General features: G+C 73.2%; 19 protein-coding genes. 7 read left to right on the top strand and 12 right to left on the bottom strand.

From position 1 onward, the window contains the following. Positions 1 to 907, top strand: a 907-nt coding sequence (locus tag RM445_RS27235; protein WP_311559727.1) for an NAD(P)-dependent oxidoreductase, incomplete at its 5' end; no start/stop codon positions are given. Positions 908 to 1051: 144 nt separating this feature from the next. On the opposite strand, the gene RM445_RS27230 is transcribed toward RM445_RS27235, so the two are convergent. Then, positions 1052 to 1336 (bottom strand): DUF6158 family protein, encoded by a 285-nt coding sequence (locus RM445_RS27230; RefSeq protein WP_311559726.1) that lies wholly within the window; start codon positions 1334 to 1336, stop codon positions 1052 to 1054. A gap of 54 nt (positions 1337 to 1390) precedes the next feature. Between RM445_RS27230 and RM445_RS27225 the strand changes: the two genes are divergently transcribed. Further along, positions 1391 to 2011: an L-threonylcarbamoyladenylate synthase gene (locus tag RM445_RS27225; RefSeq protein WP_311559725.1), complete on the top strand. Its 621-nt coding sequence runs from the start codon at positions 1391 to 1393 to the stop codon at positions 2009 to 2011. An 83-nt stretch (positions 2012 to 2094) separates the two neighbouring features. Here RM445_RS27225 and gabT read toward each other — a convergent pair whose 3' ends face one another. From gabT to RM445_RS27195, 6 genes are read right to left on the bottom strand one after another with little or no spacing between them, the layout of a single operon-like run. After that, on the bottom strand, positions 2095 to 3441 hold the full coding sequence (gene gabT, locus RM445_RS27220) for a 4-aminobutyrate--2-oxoglutarate transaminase (RefSeq protein WP_311559724.1): 1347 nt from the start codon (positions 3439 to 3441) through the stop codon (positions 2095 to 2097). Beyond that, positions 3438 to 4880: an aminobutyraldehyde dehydrogenase gene (locus tag RM445_RS27215; protein ID WP_311559723.1), complete on the bottom strand. Its 1443-nt coding sequence runs from the start codon at positions 4878 to 4880 to the stop codon at positions 3438 to 3440. The genes gabT and RM445_RS27215 overlap by 4 nt, the downstream gene beginning before the upstream one ends. Positions 4881 to 4907: 27 nt before the next feature. Further along, a complete protein-coding gene (locus RM445_RS27210) occupies positions 4908 to 5711 on the bottom strand; it encodes an ABC transporter permease (RefSeq protein ID WP_311559722.1) in 804 nt (267 codons plus the stop codon). Between the two features lie 2 nt (positions 5712 to 5713). Beyond that, the gene (locus RM445_RS27205) at positions 5714 to 6580 is read right to left on the bottom strand and encodes an ABC transporter permease (RefSeq protein ID WP_311559721.1); all 867 of its coding nucleotides are present in this window, start codon (positions 6578 to 6580) and stop codon (positions 5714 to 5716) included. Beyond that, positions 6577 to 7788 (bottom strand): ABC transporter substrate-binding protein, encoded by a 1212-nt coding sequence (locus RM445_RS27200; protein WP_311559720.1) that lies wholly within the window; start codon positions 7786 to 7788, stop codon positions 6577 to 6579. The genes RM445_RS27205 and RM445_RS27200 overlap by 4 nt, the downstream gene beginning before the upstream one ends. Before the next feature lie 14 nt (positions 7789 to 7802). Continuing rightward, positions 7803 to 8852 carry an ABC transporter ATP-binding protein gene (locus RM445_RS27195; RefSeq protein ID WP_311559719.1) on the bottom strand — a complete coding sequence of 350 codons (1050 nt, stop codon included), beginning with the start codon at positions 8850 to 8852 and terminating at the stop codon, positions 7803 to 7805. A 101-nt stretch (positions 8853 to 8953) separates the two neighbouring features. On the opposite strand from RM445_RS27195, the gene RM445_RS27190 reads away from it, so the two are divergent. Then, positions 8954 to 9706 (top strand): FadR/GntR family transcriptional regulator, encoded by a 753-nt coding sequence (locus RM445_RS27190; protein WP_311559718.1) that lies wholly within the window; start codon positions 8954 to 8956, stop codon positions 9704 to 9706. A gap of 10 nt (positions 9707 to 9716) precedes the next feature. Next, positions 9717 to 10484, top strand: a complete 768-nt coding sequence (locus RM445_RS27185) for a cache domain-containing protein (protein WP_311559717.1) — start codon at positions 9717 to 9719, stop codon at positions 10482 to 10484. Between the two features lie 19 nt (positions 10485 to 10503). Here the strand turns inward: RM445_RS27185 and trxA are convergent, their stop codons facing one another. Continuing rightward, on the bottom strand, positions 10504 to 10884 hold the full coding sequence (gene trxA, locus RM445_RS27180) for a thioredoxin (RefSeq protein WP_311559716.1): 381 nt from the start codon (positions 10882 to 10884) through the stop codon (positions 10504 to 10506). Between the two features lie 174 nt (positions 10885 to 11058). Between trxA and RM445_RS27175 the strand changes: the two genes are divergently transcribed. Then, positions 11059 to 11754 (top strand): DUF4230 domain-containing protein, encoded by a 696-nt coding sequence (locus tag RM445_RS27175; RefSeq protein WP_311559715.1) that lies wholly within the window; start codon positions 11059 to 11061, stop codon positions 11752 to 11754. 18 nt (positions 11755 to 11772) lie between these two features. On the opposite strand, the gene RM445_RS27170 is transcribed toward RM445_RS27175, so the two are convergent. Both RM445_RS27170 and RM445_RS27165 read right to left on the bottom strand, forming a co-directional pair. Next, positions 11773 to 13443, bottom strand: a complete 1671-nt coding sequence (locus tag RM445_RS27170; protein WP_311559714.1) for a GTPase — start codon at positions 13441 to 13443, stop codon at positions 11773 to 11775. After that, positions 13440 to 15236 (bottom strand): dynamin family protein, encoded by a 1797-nt coding sequence (locus tag RM445_RS27165; RefSeq protein WP_311559713.1) that lies wholly within the window; start codon positions 15234 to 15236, stop codon positions 13440 to 13442. The genes RM445_RS27170 and RM445_RS27165 overlap by 4 nt, the downstream gene beginning before the upstream one ends. A gap of 205 nt (positions 15237 to 15441) precedes the next feature. Between RM445_RS27165 and RM445_RS27160 the strand changes: the two genes are divergently transcribed. Further along, positions 15442 to 16503 (top strand): extracellular catalytic domain type 1 short-chain-length polyhydroxyalkanoate depolymerase, encoded by a 1062-nt coding sequence (locus RM445_RS27160; RefSeq protein ID WP_311559712.1) that lies wholly within the window; start codon positions 15442 to 15444, stop codon positions 16501 to 16503. 11 nt (positions 16504 to 16514) lie between these two features. Here RM445_RS27160 and RM445_RS27155 read toward each other — a convergent pair whose 3' ends face one another. After that, positions 16515 to 17768, bottom strand: a complete 1254-nt coding sequence (locus tag RM445_RS27155; RefSeq protein ID WP_311559711.1) for an AI-2E family transporter — start codon at positions 17766 to 17768, stop codon at positions 16515 to 16517. A gap of 159 nt (positions 17769 to 17927) precedes the next feature. Continuing rightward, on the bottom strand, positions 17928 to 19013 hold the full coding sequence (locus RM445_RS27150; protein ID WP_311559710.1) for a LacI family DNA-binding transcriptional regulator: 1086 nt from the start codon (positions 19011 to 19013) through the stop codon (positions 17928 to 17930). Positions 19014 to 19096: 83 nt separating this feature from the next. On the opposite strand from RM445_RS27150, the gene RM445_RS27145 reads away from it, so the two are divergent. Further along, a complete protein-coding gene (locus tag RM445_RS27145; RefSeq protein ID WP_311559709.1) occupies positions 19097 to 20302 on the top strand; it encodes an MFS transporter in 1206 nt (401 codons plus the stop codon). Positions 20303 to 20309 lie beyond the last annotated feature (7 nt).

Here is a 20309-nt window from a genome sequence, read left to right as displayed (position 1 = left end):
GGGACGCGGCCCCCCCGACCACCGCTCGGAGGACCTCGTGACGAACACCGTTGCCGTGCTCGGGACCGGGACGATGGGCGCGGGAATGGCCCGCAACCTCATCGGCGCCGGGCTCGACGTGACCGTCTGGAACCGCAGCCCGGACCGCGCCCGGCCGCTCGCCGACGCCGGTGCGCGGATCGCGACCGACGCCGCCGAGGCCGTCTCGGGCGCGGACGTCGTGGTGACGATGCTGTTCGACGTCGACGCGGTGGCACAGGTGATGGAGTGGGCGCTGCCGGCCGTCGCGCCGGACGCGGTGTGGGCGCAGACCTCGACCGTCGGGTTGGACGGCACGGAGCGGCTGGCCGCGCTCGCAGCCCAGCACGACGTCGCCTTCGTCGACGCGCCCGTGCTCGGGACGAAGGGCCCGGCGGAGCAGGGGACGCTGACGGTGCTGGCGAGCGGGCCGACGTCGCTCCGCGAGGCGGTGACCCCGGTGTTCGACGCGATCGGGTCGAAGACGATCTGGGTCGGCGACCAGCCGGGCGAGGGCCACAAGCTCAAGCTGGTGGCGAACTCGTGGATCGGCTCGATCATCACCGGCGTCGCCCAGGCCGTCGCCCTCGCCGAGGCCCTCGGCCTGGACCCGCAGCTGTTCCCCGACACGATCGCCGGCGGCCCGCTCGACATGCCCTACGCGCAGCTCAAGTCCAAGTCCATGATCGACGGCGAGTTCCCGTCGTCGTTCGCGGTGAGCGGCGTGCTGAAGGACACGAGGCTGATCGCCGCGGCGGTCCGCAGTGCGGGGGTTCGCAGCGACGTCGTCGACGCGGTGGAGGAGGCGTTCCGGACGACGGAGGCCGCAGGCCACGGCGACGAGGACATGGCGGCCGTCGTCCACGCCTTCCGCCCGACCGGGAGCTGAGGCCCGGGCCACGCGCGAGTCGGTACGTTCGCGCCCGCGAGTCCGTGTGTTCGTCAGCCCGAATGTGCGGTGCCATGTGACGGAACTGCGCACTCGGCCTGTTGAACACACGGACTCGCGCGAACGCGGGTGTGGGCGGATCGATCAGTAGGGGGAGGAGCCGAGGTCGCGGCCGGGGACGGGCTGACCGGCGTCCTCGCGGGAGCCGGCTCGGGTACGGAGCGGGTCGGGGGCCGAGTCTTCCGGGAAGCGCCGGATGTACTCCTTCTCCAGCGCCAGCATGCGCTTTGTGTGCGCCTCGAACGCCGACTCGCTCGCTCCGCGCATCGCGTCGTGGCGGGTCTCGTGCAGATGGGTCACCTCGCGGACGACGTCGTCGTCGCTCAGCTCGCGGGGGTCGATGCCGTGCGGATGCAGTGCGTCGGTCATGACGCGGGAGTGCCCGGGGAGGCGCGTGGGCATGCGGCGCCTACGCTCATCGGCATGGCGCGGTACTTCGACGTCCACCCGGTGGATCCGCAACGGCGCGCGATCGGTCAGGTCGTCGACATGATTCGCGACGGCGGACTCGTCGCCTACCCGACCGACTCCTGCTACGCCCTGGGCTGCCAGCTCGGTGACCGCGACGGCATCGACCGGATCCGCACGATCCGCAAGCTGGACGACCGCCACCACTTCACGCTGGTCTGCCGCGACTTCTCCCAGCTCGGGCAGTTCGTGCACGTGAGCAACGCGGTGTTCCGCGCGGTGAAGGCGGCGACGCCGGGCAGCTACACGTTCATCCTGCCCGCCACCAGGGAGGTCCCGCGGCGGCTGCTGCACCCCCGCAAGAAGACTGTGGGGGTGCGCATCCCGGACCACGTCGTGGCGCAGGCGATCCTGGCGGAGCTCGGCGAGCCGCTGCTGTCGTCGACGCTGCTGCTTCCGGGCTACGACGAGCCGCTGACGCAGGGCTGGGAGATCAAGGAAGAACTCGACACGGCCGTCGACGCCGTGGTCGACTCCGGCGACTGCGGCACGGAGCCGACCACGGTCGTCGACCTCTCGGGCGACGAGCCGGAGATCACGCGCTACGGCGCAGGGGACCCGTCGCGCTTCGAGTAGGGGCCGTACCGGAACGCAAGACTCGCGCCGGGTTGGGCGCGAGTCTTGCGCTGGTGCACCTGAACCTTGCGTTCGGGTACGCGTCAGGACGCCGTGCCGAACGCCTCCTCCAGCACGTCCAGGCCTTCGGCGAGCAGGTGGTCCGGCATCGACAGCGGCGGCAGCAGCCGCAGGACGTTTCCGTAGGTCCCGCAGGTCAGCAGGATCAACCCGCGGACGTGCGCCGCCGCGGCGACCGCCTTCGCCAGCGCCACGGCCGGCCCGCTCGTCTCCGGATCGACCAGTTCGACGGCCAGCATCGCGCCCCGCCCGCGGACGTCGCCGATGCGACGGTCGCGCGCCGCCAACTCCTTCAGCCGCGGCACCACCACCGACTCGATCGCCCGCGCCCGCTCGACGAGTCCGTCGTCCTGAATCGTGCGGATCGACGCCAGCGCCGCCGCACAGGCGACGGGGTTGCCGCCGAAGGTGCCCCCGACGCCGCCCGCGTGCGGCGCGTTCATGATCTCCACGCGCCCGGTCACCGCGGCCAGCGGGAATCCGCCCGCGATGCCCTTGGCGGTGGTCACCAGGTCCGGCACCACGCCCTCGTGCTCGCACGCGAACATCGCGCCGGTACGGGCGAACCCGCTCTGCACCTCGTCCGCGATGAACACGATCCCGTGCTCGGTGCACCACGCCGAGAGCGCCGCGAGGAAGCCGGGTGCGGGCACGATGAACCCGCCCTCGCCCTGGATCGGCTCGATGATGATCGCGGCGAGCTGGTCCGAGCCCACCTGCTTGTCGAGCAGCGAGATCGCCCGCGCGGCCGCCTCCGACCCCGAGAGCCCGTCGTGGAACGGGTACGACAGCGGCGCCCGGTACACCTCCGGCGCGAACGGCCCGAACCCCAGCTTGTACGGCAGCGCCTTCGCCGTCAGCGCCATCGTGAGGTTCGTCCGCCCGTGGTAGGCGTGGTCGAACGCCGCCACCGCGGACCGGCCCGTGGCCAGGCGGGCGATCTTGACGGCGTTCTCGACGGCCTCGGCGCCGGAGTTGAACAGGGCCGTGCGCTTGTCGTGGTCGCCGGGCGTCAGCGCGTTCAGCGCCTCCGCGACCTCCACGTAGCCCGCGTACGGCGTGATCATGAAGCAGGTGTGGGTGAACCGCTCCACCTGCTCCTGCACCGCGGCGACGACCTGCGGTGCCGAGTTGCCGATTGTCGTGACGGCGATCCCGGAGCCGAAGTCGATCAGCGAGTTGCCGTCGACGTCGACGACCACGCCGCCCCCCGCGGCGACGGCGAACACCGGCATCGTCGTCGACACCGCGTGCGAGACCGCGGCGAGCCGCCGTTCCGTCCACTCCCGCGAGCGCGGCCCAGGGATCTCGGTGACGAGCCGCCGCTCCTGCGGCAGCGCCGGCCCACCGCGCAGCTCGAGTGCCGTCATGCGTCGCTCACCGCGCTCATCACGTGCTTGACGCGGGTGTAGTCCTCCAACGAGTAGTTCGAGAGGTCCTTGCCGTAGCCCGACTCCTTGAACCCCCCGTGCGGCATCTCCGCCACCAGCGGGATGTGCGTGTTGATCCAGACGCAGCCGAACTCCAGCGCCCGCGACATGCGAATCGCCCGCGAGTGGTCCGTGGTGAAGACGCTCGACGAGAGCCCGTAGGGCGTGTCGTTGGCCAGCTCCAGCGCCTCCGCCTCGTCGGCGAACGTCTGCAGGGTGATGATCGGGCCGAAGATCTCGTTCTTGGCGATCTCGTCGTCCTGCTTCACCCCGGCGACGACGGTGGGCGTGTAGAAGTACCCTGCACCGTCGGCCGCGGAGCCGCCGGTCAGCAGCCGCGCGTGCGACGGCAGCCGGTCGACCAGGCCGCTGACCTTGGCCAGCTGGTCCGCATTGTTGATGGGCGGGATGTACAGGTCGTCGGAATCGGGTTCCTCGTCGCGCGAGAACCGGACCGCCTGCGCCTGCTCGGCGAGCGCGGCGGCCAGCTCGTCCGCGATCGCCCGCGACGCGAGCACCCGCGACGCCGCCGTGCAGTCCTGACCGGCGTTGAAGAATCCGGCGATCGCGATCGCCTCCGCGGCCGCCGCGATGTCGGCGTCGTCGAACACCACCACCGGGGCGTTGCCGCCGAGCTCGAGGTGCGCACGGGCCACGTTCTGCGCGGTCGCGGTGGCCACGGCGCGGCCGGCCGCCGTCGAGCCGGTGATCGCGACCATGGCCGGGATCGGGTGCGCGGCCAGCGCCGCCCCGGTCGACCGGTCGCCGCACACCACGTTGAGGACTCCCGGCGGCAGGATCTCGGCGAACAGCTCGCCCATCCGCACGGTGCTGGCCGGGGTGGTGTCGGACGGCTTGATGACCAGCGCGTTGCCCGCCGCCAGCGCGGGCCCGATCTTCCAGGTGGCCATCATCATCGGGTAGTTCCACGGGGTCACCGCGCCGACCACGCCGAGTGGCTCGCGGCGCACGTACGACTCGTGCCCGGCCATGTACTGCGCGGCCGCCGTGCCCTGCAGGTGTCGCGCGGCGCCGGCGAAGAACCGGAACTGGTCGACCATCGGGCCGATCTCCTCCGACATCGTCAGCCCCTTGGGCTTGCCGGTGTCGCGGTGCTCGATCTCGACGAGCTCCTCGGCGTGCTCCTGCACGGCGTCGGCGATCGCGAGCAGGGCGTTCATCCGGTCCGACGGCGTGGTCGCACCCCAGTCGCCGCGGTAGGCCGTGCGCGCGCTGCGGAAGGCGGCGTCGACGTCGTCGGGCCCCGAGAGCGGCGACGTCGCGTACACCTCGCCGGTCGACGGGTCCACGATGTCGAGCGTGCGTCCGTCGGCGGCGGCGACCGCCTTGCCGTCGACGATGTTGTGGAAGGTCTCCACGGCGCTGTCCTCCTACTTTGCCAAGAACTACTTGGTTGTCGTGCCGGCGGTGTCCCCGGAGAGCCGGTTGGCCAGGTACACGGGCAGTACCGAGACCAGCACCAGCACGGCCGCGGCGACGTTGACGATCGGGCTCTGGTTGGGCCGGAACAGGTTCTGAAAGATCCACAGTGGCAGGGTCTGCAGACCCGGGCCCGCGGTGAAGGTGGTCACCACGATCTCGTCGAACGACAGTGCGAACGCCAGCAGCGCCCCGGCGAGCAGCGCCCCGCGCAGTGCCGGGAACGTGACGAGGAGCCAGGTCGTCCACGGGGTCGCGCCGAGGTCCATCGACGCCTCCTCCACCGTGCCCGACATCCGGCGCAGCCGCGCCGAGGCGTTGTTGACCACCACCACGATGCAGAAAGTGGCGTGGCCGATCACCAGCGTAAGGAACGTCAGCCCGCCCAGGAACCCGGTGAACAGGGTGTTCAGCGCAATTCCGGTGACGATGCCGGGCAGCGCGATCGGGAGCACGACCAGCAGCGACACCGCGTCGCGGCCGAAGAACTCGTAGCGGACCAGCGCCATGGAGGCGAGCGTGCCTAGCACCACGGCGACGACCGTGGCCAGCACCGCGACCTGGACGGAGGTGAGCACCGCGGTGCGCACCCCCTCGTTCGACGCCGCCACCTGCCACCACCGCAGCGTCAGACCGGGCGGTGGCCAGGCGAAGGTCGCGCTCGCGCTGAACGAGTTGAGCAGCACGACGGCGAGCGGCACGTAGATGAAGGTGAGCACGCCGACGGCGGCCGCGCGGAGCAGCCAGCGGGCGGTCGGGGAGAGAACCATCGCTACAACCGGTCCAGGGCGCCGGTGCGCCGGATCGTCAGCAGGTACGCCGCCATCACGATCAGCGGCAGCACGGCCACCGCGGCCGCGAACGGCAGGTCGGTCGAGAAGTTCTGGTAGACGAGGTTGCCGAGCATCTGCCCGGTGCCACCGACGAGCTGCACCGTGATGTAGTCGCCCAGACTGAGCGAGAACGTGAAGACCGAACCGGCGGCGACGGCCGGGGCGAGCACGGGCAGGACGACCGTGCGGAACGCCGTCCACGGCCGCGCGCCGAGGTCGGCGGCAGCCTCCAGGTAGGAGCCACGCATCGAGGTCAGGCCCGCGTGCAGCGGCAGCACCATGTAGGGCAGCCACAGGTAGGTCAGCGTGACGATCACCGCGAACCAGCCGTAGCCCGGGCTCGCGCCGCCCAGCGGGCCCTCGGGGGCCAGCAGGATCCGCCAGGCGTAGACCTTCACCAGGTACGACGCCCACAGCGGCGTCAGCACCAGTGCGACGAGCAGCCCGGGGCGGCGCGACACGAGCGCGGTGTAGACGGCCAGCGGCAGGGCGAGCAGGGCACACAGCAGCGTCACCCCGACCGCCACCCCGACCGTCCGGGCGACCGTGAGCAGGTAGGCCCGCGTGGTGAGCACGTCGACGACGTTCTCCGTGGTGAACGCGTAGGTGATGCGCCCGGTGAAGCTGTCGGTGTCGAAGAAGGCGGTCGCGAGCAGCAACCCGAGCGGGACGAGGTAGAGCAGCACGAGCCACAGCAGTGCCGGGGCGAGGAGACCGGCGAGGCGCAGCCGCGGGGCCCGGTGCAGCAGCGCGGCGAACCGCCGCCCCGAGGGGGCGACGGTGCCGCGGGTGCGCACGGTGGTCACGTGCTGCGCAGCTCCGACCACGTGCGCGCCCACTCGTCGTAGGGCACGCACTTGACGTCCGTCCGCCCGTCGACGCAGTTCTCGACCGGCGTCGTCCAGTAGTAGACGTTGCTCCAGAAGTCGGTCTCCTCCGCGTGGAAGACCGCGCAGTGCTCCTTGTTCGTGGTCAGCGCGCACGACTTCTGGTTCGCGGGCGCCTCCCCGAAGTACTCGGCGATCTGGGCGTTGACCTGCGGCGACACCACGTGGTTCAGCCACAGGTACGCGCAGTTGACGTTCGGGCTGTCCTTCTTGATCATCCAGGTGTCGGACCAGCCGGTGGCGCCCTCGACCGGCTTCGTCGTGGCCACGGACGTACCGGACTCGCCGTTCGCGAGGTTCGCGGTGAGCTGCCAGCCCTGCGACTGGGTGACCGCGCCGCTCGCCAGCCCCTGGCCCTGCTTGACGACGTCCGCCCAGTACTCCGCGACCAGCGGCTTCTGCTGGCGGACCAGCTCGACGGCGGCGTCGAACTGGGTGCGGTCGAGCGCGTACGGGTTCTTGATCCCCAGCTCGGGCCGGGTGGTCATCAGGTACACCGCGGCGTCGGCGATGTAGATGCCGTCGTCGTAGGGGCTGATCTTGCCCTTGGCCGGCGACGCCGGGTCCCACATGTCCTTCCACGACGTCGGGGCGGTCGGGAAGGCGGCCGTGTTGTAGAGCAGCAGGTTCGCGCCCCGGCCGTGCGGGATGCCGTAGTTCGTGCCCGCCACGCTGTTCCAGGGCTTGTCCTTCAGCTCCGGGAAGATGTCGGCGTAGTTCGGCACCAGGCTGGTGTTCACCGGCTGGACGCGGTCGCCGTACACGAGCCGCAGCGAGGCGTCGCCCGACGCTGACACCACGTCGTACTCGCCGGTCGAGAACAGCTGCACGGCCTCGGCGGACGTGGCGAAGGTCTTGACGGTGACCTGGCAGCCGGTCTGCTGCTCGAACGGCGTCACCCAGTCGACGGCCGGATCGGTGGAGCCGTCCTCGGCGTAGCCGGGCCAGGCGAGCACGGAGAGCTGCCCCTCGCCGGCGCCGACGGGTCCGGCGAAGGCCGCGGCGGACGGCGGAGCCGGGGCGGCACCGCCGCTCGGGGCGCTCCCGCCTCCACCCCCACAGGCGGCGAGGCCGAGCGCGACCGCGCCCACGAGGGCCACGGTCCGCGCGGTCGTCTTCAGGCGCATGTCACGTCCTTTCATCACAGGGCTGCCACCGGGATCTCGTGCTCGGGGCGCCAGAACAGGCGCACGGACTCGCCGCGCTCGGGGGCCTGCCGTCGGTGGCCGTCGTTGACCAACAGGACCGTGAGCCGGGCCGCCTCCGCCAGGTCCGGTGCGTCGAGCGCGACGAGGCAGCGGGTCGTGGCACCGGTGTAGACGATCTCGCTGACGGTCCCCACCGCCGTGGTCGTGTCCGGCGGCGGGTCGTCGGCGGGACCGGTGAGGCCGATCTTCTCGGGGCGCACGCTCCACGTGCCGTCGCGGCCGAGCAGTGCGTGGGCGGCGTCGGGACGCAGCAGGTTGGAGGTGCCCACGAACCCGGCGACGAAGGGTGTCGCGGGCCGCTCGTAGACCTCGCGCGCGGGCCCCACCTGCTCCACGCGCCCGGCGTCGAACACGACGATCCGGTCCGCGAGCGTGAGCGCCTCGTCCTGGTCGTGGGTGACGAGCACGAACGTGATGCCCGCGGCCCGCTGGATCTGCTGCAGCTCGACCTGCATCTGCTCGCGCAGCTTGAGGTCGAGCGCGCCCAGCGGCTCGTCGAGCAGCAGCACCGACGGGCGCCCGACCAGCGCGCGGGCTAACGCCACCCGCTGGCGCTGCCCTCCCGACAGAGCCGTGGGAGACCGGTCGGCCATCCCGTCGAGCCGGACCGTGGCCAGCGCCTCCATCGCCCGCTCCCGGCGCTGCGCGCGGGGGACCTTCGCGATCCGTAGCGGGTACTCGACGTTGCGGCGCACCGACATGTGCGGGAAGAGCGCGTAGTCCTGGAAGACGGTGTGCACGTCGCGCTCGAACGGCGGCGCCGCGGTGACGTCGCGGCCGCGCAGGCTGACGGTGCCGGAGGTCGGCCGCTCGAACCCGGCGATCATCCGGAGCACCGTCGTCTTGCCGGATCCGGAGGGGCCGAGGAGCGTGACGAACTCGCCGTCCGCGATGTCGAGGTCGAGCCCGTGGACCGCGACCACGCCGCCGGGGAACTCCTTGCGCACACCACGCAACGAGATGGCCGGCGGGCGTTCCGTCACGGCTGCTCCTTCCGTGTGTGCGGCCGAAAACCTATGACTTCATATGTTTTAGGTCAAGCCACTGTGGCAGCATCGTGACCCCGATGGGCCGAGGGGGCGGGATGCGCAGCGACGGGGGGCGCGCGGCGGTGTTCGCCCCGCTCGAGAGCGGTCGCCGTGCCGATGCGGTGGTGCGCCGCCTCGCCGACGGGATCGCGTTGGGTCTCCTCGTCCCGGACGAGCAGCTGCCCAGCGAGACCGAGCTCGCCGACACCTTCGGCGTCTCCCCGGTGACGGTGCGCGAGGCGCTGACGGCGTTGCGGGAGCAGGGGCTCGTCGCGACCCGGAGAGGCCGCGGCGGCGGGAGTTTCGTGCGCGACGCCCGTGCAGGTGCGTCCGCCCTGCACGAGCGGTTGCGTGCCGTGAGCCCGTCCGAGCTGCGTGACCTGGCCGACCACTATGTCGCGGTCACCGGGACGGCCGCGCTGCTCGCCGCGGACCGGGCGGGGGCGCAGGACGTCGCCCTGCTCACCGCCGGCGTCGGCGAGCTCGAGCGCGCGACCGACGCCGGGGGCCGCCGCCGTGCCGAGTCGCGGTTCCACGTCGAGCTGGCCGCCGCGGCGCAGTCGCCACGGCTCACCCGCGCCGAGATCGCGCTGCAGACCGAGGTCGGGCCGCTGCTCTGGCTGCCCACCGCCACGCCCGCGGCCCAGGCGGAGCAGGTGCGCCAGCACGCGGCCATCGTCGAGGCGGTGGCGGCGGGCGACGGGCAGCGGGCGCGTGCCCACGCCGTCGCGCACGTCTACGCTGCGCTCGCCCGTGCGAGCGTGCTGCAGCTCGGCCTGCTCGGCCAACTCGACCCCGACGAAGATTGAAGGAGGTGTCGTGCCGACCACCTCCGCACCGACGGTCGCCGAGCTGGCCGACCGGGTGGTCGCGCTCTGCGAGACCACCTTCGCCGCCGTCGACGGCCTGCGTGGCGTCGCGGACCAGCTGCTGCTGCCGTTCACGCAGGGTGCGTCGCTCGCCGCCGCGGACGTCGCGCCGATCGACGGCCCCGTCCGCCAAGTCCTCGACGTGCCGCGCTCACCGCTGGTCGGGGCCGGTCTGGTGGTGGCCCCGGACGTGCTCGTCGACGCCCGGCACTGGATGCAGTGGTGGACCCGCGACGACGACGGGCAGCCGCAGCAGCTGCAACCGGAGCTGGACGCCGAGGAGGAGAGCTTCTGGGACTACACGGTGCTGCCGTGGTTCACGGTCCCTCGCGAGACCGGCCACCGGCACGTGACTGGCCCGTACGTCGACTGGCTGTGCACGCAGGAGTACACGCTCACGTTCACCGTGCCCGTCTTCGGCACCCATCCCGAGCGCGGTCGCTGCCACCTCGGCGTGGTGGGCGCCGACATCGTCGCGAGCTGGCTGGAGCGGCGCCTGCTGCCGCTGCTGCACCGCATGGACGGGCCGGTGGCGCTGGTCAACGCCGAGGGCCGGGTGGTGGTGGCGAACCGGCCGGCCCTGGTGACGGGGGCGGTGCTGCGTCAGGCCGACGTCCCGGCGCTCTGGCGACGCGGGCCCGACGACGCGACGAGCGGCGGTGCCACGCTGCACCGCCTGTCCGACCTGCCGCTGGGGGTGCTGGTCCTCGCCCAGTGAGGACCAGGAGCGGTGAGGATCAGCCCTCGGACGCTGCGGCGCCCTGCTCCTCGGCGACGCGGCGCCGCACGTCGTCCATGTCCAGCGCCGCGACCTGACCGATCAGGTCCTCAAGAGCGGCAGCGGGCAGGGCGCCGGGCTCGGCGTACAGGACGACGCCGTCGCGCACCGCCATGACGGTGGGGATGGACGACACGCCGAACGCCTGGGCGATCTCGGTCTGGGCCTCGGTGTCGACCTTGCCGAAGGTGATGTCGCCGTGGCGCTCGGACGCCTGCTCGAACACGGGCGCGAACTGGCGGCAGGGGCCGCACCAGGCGGCCCAGAAGTCGACGAAGACGGTTCCGGGGGCGTTGACGACGCCCGTGAAGTTCTCTGTGGTCAGCTCGACGGTGGCCATGTGCGGTGCAACCGTGGACGGTCGGCGGGTGTTCCGTGGCCTCTGTTCAGCCGTGTGCGGCCGGGTGAACGTGCAGCGTTACCGGTCCGGGGGAATGACGGATGCGGATACGGCGTTGGACTGTGTGACATAGCCGTGACCTTCACCGCGTCACCTGGAGGGCCATTGCCGACCATGCTGCAGCCCGCGCCCATTCCCTCGCTCCGCACCTCCCGTCGCCGTCGCCGCACGAAGCTGGTGGCCGGTGTGGCGGGGCTCGCGCTGCTGGTCCCGGTCGGATTCGGGATCGCGGACGCGATGGACCGGTGGATGCCGGGGCCCGGCACCGTCCAGACGATCGACCGCAGCCCGGCGACGCTGCTGCTGGCGATGCGCGACGTCGCCGACTACCACGCGGCGAGCGGCAGTTACCAGGTGCTCGTGGACGTCGAGCACGACAGCCCGTACCTGCCGTCGGTGATCGACGGTGAGCGTTCGACCCTGTTCGCCACCGGCAACGTGGACGCCCGCGTCGACTTCTCCGGCATGGGCCCGGACGCCATCAGGGTCTCGGAAGACCGGCGCAGCGCCACGATCACCCTGCCCGCGCCCACGCTGGCGCCGGCGACGCTCGACCCCGCGCAGACCCGGATCGTCGGGCGCGAGCGGGGCCTGGTGCAGCGCGTCGAAGATGCGGTGAGCGACAACCCGCAAGACGACAGCGAGCTCTACCAGCTGGCCGCGGCCAAGCTGGACGCCGCGGCGACGCAGAGCGACCTCACCACGCGGGCCGCTGACAACACGCGCGCGATGCTCACGGGGCTGGCGCAGGGTCTGGGCTACGACGCGGTCACGGTGAACTTCGCCCCCGCACCGGCGCCCGCTCCGTAGGCCTCAGCGGCCCGTACTTCAGCGGTGCAGCGCTGCCACCGCTTCGCGCAGCGCCGAGTACGCGGCCAGCTCGGCCCGCACCGGGCTCAGTACCAGGTTCTCGGCGACGTCGGCCACCGACTCCCGCAGCCGGGCCTCCGCGCGCGCCCGGCGTCGCCGGGCGCCCAGCACGGCAAGCGCCCGGGCCAGCAGCGCGAGCACCACGCCGGCCAGCAGCCCGCCGATCAGCAGCACCGTCGGCAGCGGCACGATCCCGATCTGCGGCGGCTCCGGCTCGGGCAGCCGCAGCACCGTGAGCGCGTAGAGGCCGGCCAGCCAGAGCGCCCCGGCGATCGCGGTCGCCGCCAGCAGCATCTGGAGCAGGCCGAAGGCCCGCCACCACAGCGGCTTGCGCGACAGCCCGAGATCCGTGGCGGCGACGGCGCGGTCCAGGGAGTCGGCCAGGTCGCCTGCGCGGGAGCGGGCGGCGTCGCGCAGGGCGTCCGGCCACGGGTCGGGCAGGCCCACGGCGGCGTCGTCGCCGAGGCGGCGCAGCGCCAGTTCCACCCGCGAGCGCTCCACCGCACCGGTTGCGGGCAGGGACGTCCGTTGCGAGGTCGGGACGAGGTCCGCGTCGTCGGCGCCGGCCCCGGCCGTGATCGCGGTCGTCCGTGCCCGGTCCAGGTGCAGCCGGCGCAGCGGGTCCGGACGCAGGCGCCGCAGCCAACGGGTGAACGGGAACCCGGTGATCGCCACGGCGCGGTGCACCGCGGCCCGCTGCACCGCGGCGCCGACGGCGGGAATGCCGGCCGCCGCCCCCAGGGCGGCGACGAGCGCGCGCTGCGCCTTGTCGTCGACGTCGTCCCGTGCGGGGCCGCCGACCACGTCGGCCAGATCGGCACTGACGTTGTCGAGGTCCGCGGCGATCCGCCGCAGCGCCGCGCGGTGCGCCGCGACCGCGCCGGTCAGCACGTCGCGCAGCCGGTCCAGGCCCGTTCCTGCCGTCGCCGACACGGGCAGCACCGGAACGTCCGGCAGGCCGTCGGCGGCCAGCAGGCGGCGGACGTCGGACACGGCGTCCGGGACGTCCGCCGAGGCCAGCCGGTCGACCTGGTTCAGCACCACGACCATCACGTCGCCGTGCCGTGCGAGCGGCCGGAGGTAGCGGTCGTGGATCGCCGCGTCGGCGTATTTCTGCGGGTCCAGCACCCACACCAGCACGTCGACGAGGGCGATGAGGCGGTCGACCTCCAGCCGGTGCGCCATCTCCGTCGAGTCGTGGTCGGGCAGGTCGAGCAGCACGAGCCCGCGCAGGTCGTCCTGCGGTTCCAGGGCGTGCCGGCGGGGGATCTCGAGCCAGTCGAGCAGCGGGCCTGCGCCGTCGGCGTCCCACACCACGGCGTGCGCGACCCCCGTCGTCGGCCGCCGCACGCCCGGCTGTGACACGTGTGCCCCGGCCAGGGCGTTGAACAGCGACGACTTGCCGCTGCCCGTGGCGCCGGCCAGTGCGACGACGGTGTGCGTGCCCGACAGCCGCAGGCGCTCGCCGGCGCGCTGCGACAGCTCCCGGGCGGAGGCGAGCAGCGCGTCGTCGAGACGACCCTCGCCGAGCTCGACCACGCGGTCCAGTGCGCGCAGCCGCGAGGCGACGGTCTCCGCGGCGTCCGTGGTGGATTCGGGGGAACGCCGTCCGGGCAGCCGGATCGTCACCGGGCACCCTCCACGGCGGCGGCGGCCCGTTCGAGCGCCTCGGCGTCGCGGAGGTCGGTGGCGTGGGCGGCCAGCAGGGCCGTGAACCGGGCCTCCTCGTCCGCGAGCAGGGCGTCGACCCGCTGCCGCAGGTCGGCGCGGGCCTCGTCGGCCAGCCGCCGGACCGCCTGGTCGCCGAACAGCGCCTCCAGCACCTTCTGCGACAGCACTGTCGTCCCGCCCGCCACGCCGATCTCCGCGCCGGTGGGGATGAACGCGGTGCTGGCGAACACCGCGATCATGACGATCAGGCCGGTTGCGTTGACCCCGTAGGCGGCGATGCGCGCGCTGGTCCGGCGGGACGCCCCTTCGCGGCGGACCAGGTCGAGCACCGCGCCCTGCCAGTCGCGCACGGTGCGCTCGATCGCATCGCGCACGTTCGGCGACGAACGGTCCAGCCGCGCGTCGGTGCTCCGCAGCAGTGCAGTCCCCGCCGCGCTGGTCCGCCACGACGTCGCGGCCCGCTCCGCGGCTCGCTCCGCAGCGGCGTCGACGAGCAGTGCCACGCCCGACTCCAGTGCCGCGGTGAGCTCGGAGCCGGGTGGGGGACGGCCGGTGATGGCCGCGGTGAGCCGGTCGCGCAGTCGCCCGACGCGGTCCTGCAGTGTGCGCAGCAGCTCTCCGGTGCCCACGAACTCCTGCCAGCGGGCCAGGACCTCACCACGGAGCAGCGACCCGTCGCGCATGCCCTCGTCGACTTCGGCGCTCGCACCGACGTAGGCCTCGTGGGCGTCGGCCCGCAGCCGCGCCGCGGCGTCGATCTGTGCCCGCGCCTGTGCGGCGAGGCCGGCGGTGCGCGGCCGGAGGCTGTCCAGCGCCCCGTCGAGCGTGCGACGGACGACGTCGGCCCGGTGGGCCGAGTCGCGCGCGAGGTCGGAGAACCAGTCTCGGAGCGGGCCGACCACGGCGTCGGGCAGCAGCCCGTCGTGCAACGTCGTCTCGGAGATGACGAACAGCGGCGCCTCGGCCAGACCGTGCGCGGTCAGCATCTCGCCCAGGTGCGCCGCGATGTCGTCCTCGGCACCCGGGGGCACCCGGTCGAGCAGCATGGCCAGCGCGGTGCCGCGCTCCTGAGCGGTCTGCAGGACGTCCCACGGCACGGCGTCGGCGTAGCGGGCGGCCGTGGTCACGAACAGCCACAGGTCGGCGGCGGCGAGGAGCTGCGTCGCGAGGCGCCGGTTCGCGGCCACGACCGAGTCGATGTCGGGCGCGTCGACGAAGGCGAGCCCCGCGTCGAGCGAAGCCGACGTGACCAGCTGCAGCGTGTGGTGGTCCGTGCCGACGCCGCTGGTGCGGGTCAGCTCGGGCAGCACGCGGGTATCGGAGAACCAGCGCAGGTCGTCGGGGTGGCAGACGAGCACGGGGGAGCGGGTGGTGGGGCGCAGCACCCCGGAAGGGGTGACCTGCTCCCGGACCAGGCTGTTCACGACCGTCGACTTACCCGCTCCCGTGGAGCCCCCGACGACGGTGAGCAGCGGTGCGTCGAGCCGGCGCAGGCGGGGGAGGACGTAGTCGTCGAGTTGCTTGACGAGCTCGGCGCCCGACTCGCGTGCCCCCTGGGCCCCGGGGATGTCGAGCTCGAAGCGGATGACGGCGGTGGCCTCGCGCAGGGCCACGAGGGCGTCGGCGAGGGCGCCGCCCGGGGAGGGGGCGGGCGGCTCGGGCGCGGGCGTCGGCACGGGCAGCCCGGCCGGCGGCGTCGGCGCGTCGTCGACCGCGGGCAGGACGGGCTCGGGTGAGCGTCCCGTCGTCATCGAGCCTCCTCGCGGCAGCGCCGTGTGCGTAGGGGACGAATGCCCCGATGACCGGCTCGGCAACCCCTTCTCCGGGACATGGCTCACATGGGGTGGCGATGTCCGCCAAAGGCGGGCACCATCCATGTGGATGGTGAACGGATGGTCGATCGTCGGCGTACCGTCCAGAGAGGAAGCGACCGTGGACCGTGATCACCTGGCTGCGATGACCGAGGCGACCGCGTTGACCCGCGCCGGTCGGCTCGCCGAGGCGACGGCCCTGATCCAGCGGACGCTCGCGGGCGATCACCCGGTGCGGGTGGTGCAGGGCGAGATCGTCGTCGACGAGGAACGCCTGCGCGACGACCCCCCGCCCGTCCAGGACGCTCCCGATGGCCTCGACGATCTCGTCGGTACGCCCGACCAGGTCCGGAGGTCGGGCCCGTCGACGCCGGACCTCCCGGGCGAGACCCTGCACCGCGTCCACCAGGGTGCGACCGGGGCCCGGCCGTACACCCTCTACGTCCCTACCACCGGCACCGGGCCGCGTCCGCTGCTCGTCATGCTGCACGGCGGAACCCAGACCGCCGCCGACTTCGCGGCCGCGACGCGGATGAGCGAGCAGGCCGAGGAGCACGGGTTCCTCGTCGCCTACCCCGAGCAGGTCACCTCCGCGAACCCGATGCGGTACTGGAACTGGTTCGAGCCCGCCGACCAGCGCCGCGGCGTCGGTGAGCCCGCGATCCTCGCCGGGATCGTCGATGAGATCGCCGCGCTGCACGAGGTCGACCGCGACCGGGTGTACGTGGCGGGGTTCTCGGCGGGTGGGGCGATGGCCGCGGTGCTGGGGGCGGCGTACCCCGACGTGTTCGCCGCGGTGGGCGTGCACTCGGGGCTTCCGCAGGGCTGCGCCACGGACGTCGGGTCGGCCGTGTCCGCCATGAGCTCCGCTCCCGGGGCTCGGCCGCTGGAGCGGCCCGTGCCGGTGATCGCCTTCCACGGCGACGCCGACACGACTGTGGCCGTCGGCAACGCCGCTCACGTCGTCGAGCAGTTCACCGGCTGCCCGGTCAGCGGCGACACGCTCGTCGAGCGCGATCCGGGCCGTCCCGCCACCCGCGTCGTCGTGCGCCGGGACGGAGCGCCCGTCGGCGAGCTGTGGACCGTGCACGGCTCGTCCCACGCCTGGTCGGGCGGTGCCGCAGGCGGCTCGTACACGGATCCGGCCGGCCCGGACGCGTCGGCGGAGATGGTCCGCTTCTTCGCCGACCACCCGCGCCGCAGCTGATCGAGGGGGCGTCAGGACGTCAGGTTGCGTTGCCGGTCCAGGTCGGGCTCGTCCGGACCCGTGTCCTCCGGCTCGCTCGTGTGCACGTCCTCCGGGTCCACGTGCTCGTCCGCCTCGCTCAGCAGTGAGCGGATCCCCGAGTTCAGCACCGCGAGCAGCGGGACGGCGAGGAGCGCCCCCGCGATCCCGCCGACCAGCAGGCCCGTCGCGATCGAGAGCACCACCGCCAGCGGGTGCAGCTTGACCGCCCGCCCGAGCAGCAGGGGCTGCAGGACGTGGCTCTCGAGCTGCATCACCGCGATCACGACACCGAGCACGATCAGGGCCGAGACGAGGCTCTGGGCCACGAGCGCGATCATCACCGCGACGCCGCCGGCCACGACCGCCCCGATGATCGGGATGAACGCGCCGAGGAAGACCAGCGCGGCCAGTGGAACCGCCAGCGGGATCCCGAGCACGGACAGGGCGATCCCGATCGCCACCGCGTCGACGGTCGCGACGACCGCCGTCGCGCGCACGTAGCTGACCAGCGCGGCCAGGCCACGACGCCCCGCCACGTCGACGCGCGTCCGCACCCTGCTCGGCACAGCACCCAGCAGGAACTGCCAGATCCCCATGCCGTTGTGCAGGAAGAAGATCAGCGTGAAGACCACCAGGAGGATCTCGGTCAGCGTCTCCCCGACGGTGGCCGCGGTGGTCAGCGCACCCGCAGTGATCGACGACTGGTTCGCGCTGAGCGTGTTCAGGACCTCGGTCTGGAAGCTGTTGAGCTGGTTGTCGCTCAGGCTCAAGGGGCCGTTGCGCAGCCAGTTCGCGATGTCGTTGATGCTCGCGGTCAGCTGGGAGCCGAGCTCCGGCACGCCGCGCACGAAGGTCACCACGACGAAGGTCAGCACGCCGCCGAGCACGGCCAGTCCACCGATCAGGACGAGCGCGGTGGCCACGCCGCGCGGCACCTGTCGGACCTGTAGCCAGTGCACGGCGGGAGCCAGCAGCGCCGCCAGCAGCAGGGCTATCGCCACCGGGACCACCACCGCCGCCACGTACGACACGACGGTCCCGATCACGTAGAAGGCGCCCACCACCACGAGCAGCCGCCAGCCCAGCGCCGCGCTGACGCGAAGTACGCGGGGCACCACGTCCTGGACCTCGTCGTCGTCGGCCCGTCGGTTGACCACGACGCTGCGCACCCGGGTCTGCGGCGGTCGCAGCGGCTGGCCCGGCGCCGAGGAGGGCGCCAGGGGAGTTCTCTCGCCGGTCGCCATTGCGCCTCCGTCTCGCTGAAATCCGCGGCGCCGCGGAATGCCGCGCCACCGTACGAGCCGGTTACCCGCCGGTGCACGGCAACTGCACTTCGGAGCCGTACTGCAATCATCGTCGTCCCTGGTGGGAGATACGACTCCGATGTGCGGGGTGCCCGGACCTCAGGCGGCGGGCACCGGGCCGCTGGTCGTCCCGACCCGCAGACTGACCGGCAGCAGCACGCCCTCCGGTCGCTCCCCGGCCACCAGCGCCATCGCCGCCCGGGCGGCGGCGCGGCCCTTGGCGTCGGTCGGCTGGACGACGGTCGTCAGCTGCACGGCGCCCAACCAGGGCAGATCCGCGCCGTCGAACCCGACGACGCTCACGTCGTCGGGCACCCGCAGGCCCAGCCCGGCCGCCGCCTGCAGCACGCCGGCGGCCAGCACGTCGCTCTGCGCGACGACCGCGGTCGGACGGACGTCGGCGGGCACGTCCAGCAGTACTCGACCGGCCTGCTCGCCCTCGTCGACCGCGTTGCTCGCGGTCTCGAGGAGTGGCACGGGTCCGAAGACGTCTTCGACCCCCTCGATCCGGTGCCGTACGTCGCGGTAGTGCACCCGGGCGCGCCGCGCCGCGTCGACCGGGCCGCGGGTGCCGTCGAGGCGCAACGGCATCGCGACGACCGCGACGCGGCGGTGGCCCAGGTCGTGCAGATGGGCGGCGAGCTGCGCGGTTCCGGCGCGGTCGTCGATGTCGATCAGCACGACGTCGTCGGCCACCGGGCCCTCCACGCCGACGACGGGGACCCCGCGGGCGCGCAGCAGGTCGAGCGCCGGGTCGTCCTCCAGTCCGCACGTGGCGAAGATGGCGGCGTCGAGCGGGATGCGGGCGAGCTGATCCGCCGCGGGCCGTCCGGCGTCGCCCGCGAGCAGGAGCAGCCCGACGCCGTGGCCGCCGAGCACCTCGGTGATGCCGTCGAGCAGCTGGACGGCCACGGGGTCGCGGAACGCGTAGAGCAGGCGCTCGCCGACGAAGGCGCCGATCACGCCGGTCCGGCCGCGGCGCAGGGACGCCGCGATCGGGTCCGGACCCGCGTAGCCCAGCTCGGCGGCCGCCGCCAGGATGCGGTCGCGCGTCGCCGGCGCCACCCGCGGGCTGCCGGCGAAGGCGAGCGACGCCGTCGACGGGGAGACCCGCGCCCGGGCGGCGACGGCGGCCAGCGTGGGCCGTCCGGTGGGCGGCCGGCCAGGTGCGACTCGGTGGGGCACGTCTCGACGGTATCGGGTTGAGCAGTGAGGGGAGCGAGCGTATCGTTGACGATCGAATCGATTCGATGAAGAGGGGTTCCAGCGTGACCGACCTGCAGGTGTCGCCGAGGATCCGGCGCGCCCGCACCGCCGTGGCGGTGGCCTTCTTCGTCAACGGCCTGTGCTTCGCGTCGTGGATCTCCCGCACGCCGGCGGTGCGCGACACACTCGGCCTGTCGTCGGCGCAGCTGGGCCTCCTGTTGCTGTGCGTCTCGGTCGGGTCGATCGCGGGGCTGCCGCTCTCCGGGCCGATCGTGCACCGTCTCGGCGCACGGTCCGCCGTCCTCGGCGGCTCGCTGACCGTCGGAGTCGGCCTGATCGGCCTCGGCATCGCGCTCGTGCTCGTCTCGGTGCCGATCGCCGTACCGGGCCTGGTGCTCGTCGGGTTGGGCATAGGGACCTGGGACGTCGCCATGAACGTCGAGGGCGCCGACGTCGAGCGCCGCCTCGGCCGCCCGCTGATGCCCCGGCTGCACGCGGGGTTCAGTCTCGGGACCGTCGCGGGAGCCGGCATCGGCGCTGCCGCGGCGGCGACGGGCGTCCCGCTCCCCGTCCAGGTCTTCGTCGTCGCGGTGGTGGCCCCGGTGGCGATGGCCGTGGCGACCCGGTTCTTCGTGCTCGAACGCGCGGAGTTGGATGCGGGCGAGCCCCGTCGCTCGAACGTCCTGACCGCGTGGCGTGAGCCGCGCACCCTGCTCGTCGGCGTCATGGTGCTGGGCTTCGCGTTCACCGAGGGGTCGGCCAACGACTGGATGGCCGTGGCGATGGTCGACGGCTACGGCACGAGCGAGGCGATCGGTGCGGTCGGCTTCGGCGTCTTCGTGGCGGCGATGACCGTCGCGCGGATGTTCGGCGGCGCGGCGCTCGAGCGCTACGGCCGGGTTCCGACCCTGCGGGCCACGGCCGTGCTCGGCCTCGCGGGCCTGCTGCTCGTGCTGCTCGGCGGATCGGCTCCGGTGGCGATCGCCGGCGCGGTGCTGTGGGGCTTCGGCGCGGCGCTCGGCTTCCCAGTCGGGATGAGCGCGGCGGCGGACGACCCGGAGCGCGCCGCCGTCCGCGTCTCGGTGGTGAGCTCGATCGGCTACACGGCGTTCCTCGCGGGCCCGCCCCTGATCGGCCTGCTGGCCGAGCACGTGGGCATCCTCCGGGGGCTGTTCGTCGTGGTCGCGGCGCTCACCCTGGGCCTGGTGGCCAGTGGCGCCTCCCGCCCCCTGCCCGCGACGGCGGTCGGTGGCGTCGAGCGACGCTAGCGTGGCG

Source organism: Pseudonocardia charpentierae (genome assembly GCF_031845345.1).
Lineage (GTDB): Bacteria > Actinomycetota > Actinomycetes > Mycobacteriales > Pseudonocardiaceae > Pseudonocardia > Pseudonocardia charpentierae.
Note: the sequence above shows the minus strand (reverse complement) of the source record. Positions and strands in the feature narration are given on the sequence as shown.

What these genes read in the sequence shown, in the direction of transcription:
- RM445_RS27230 (WP_311559726.1), bottom strand. Translation starts at nt 1,336, where the DNA reads ATGACCGACGCACTGCATCCGCACGGCATCGACCCCCGCGAGCTGAGC.
- RM445_RS27225 (WP_311559725.1), top strand. Translation starts at nt 1,391, where the DNA reads ATGGCGCGGTACTTCGACGTCCACCCGGTGGATCCGCAACGGCGCGCG.
- gabT (WP_311559724.1), bottom strand. Translation starts at nt 3,441, where the DNA reads ATGACGGCACTCGAGCTGCGCGGTGGGCCGGCGCTGCCGCAGGAGCGG.
- RM445_RS27210 (WP_311559722.1), bottom strand. Translation starts at nt 5,711, where the DNA reads ATGGTTCTCTCCCCGACCGCCCGCTGGCTGCTCCGCGCGGCCGCCGTC.
- RM445_RS27200 (WP_311559720.1), bottom strand. Translation starts at nt 7,788, where the DNA reads ATGCGCCTGAAGACGACCGCGCGGACCGTGGCCCTCGTGGGCGCGGTC.
- RM445_RS27190 (WP_311559718.1), top strand. Translation starts at nt 8,954, where the DNA reads ATGCGCAGCGACGGGGGGCGCGCGGCGGTGTTCGCCCCGCTCGAGAGC.
- trxA (WP_311559716.1), bottom strand. Translation starts at nt 10,884, where the DNA reads ATGGCCACCGTCGAGCTGACCACAGAGAACTTCACGGGCGTCGTCAAC.
- RM445_RS27175 (WP_311559715.1), top strand. Translation starts at nt 11,059, where the DNA reads ATGCTGCAGCCCGCGCCCATTCCCTCGCTCCGCACCTCCCGTCGCCGT.
- RM445_RS27165 (WP_311559713.1), bottom strand. Translation starts at nt 15,236, where the DNA reads ATGACGACGGGACGCTCACCCGAGCCCGTCCTGCCCGCGGTCGACGAC.
- RM445_RS27160 (WP_311559712.1), top strand. Translation starts at nt 15,442, where the DNA reads ATGACCGAGGCGACCGCGTTGACCCGCGCCGGTCGGCTCGCCGAGGCG.
- RM445_RS27155 (WP_311559711.1), bottom strand. Translation starts at nt 17,768, where the DNA reads ATGGCGACCGGCGAGAGAACTCCCCTGGCGCCCTCCTCGGCGCCGGGC.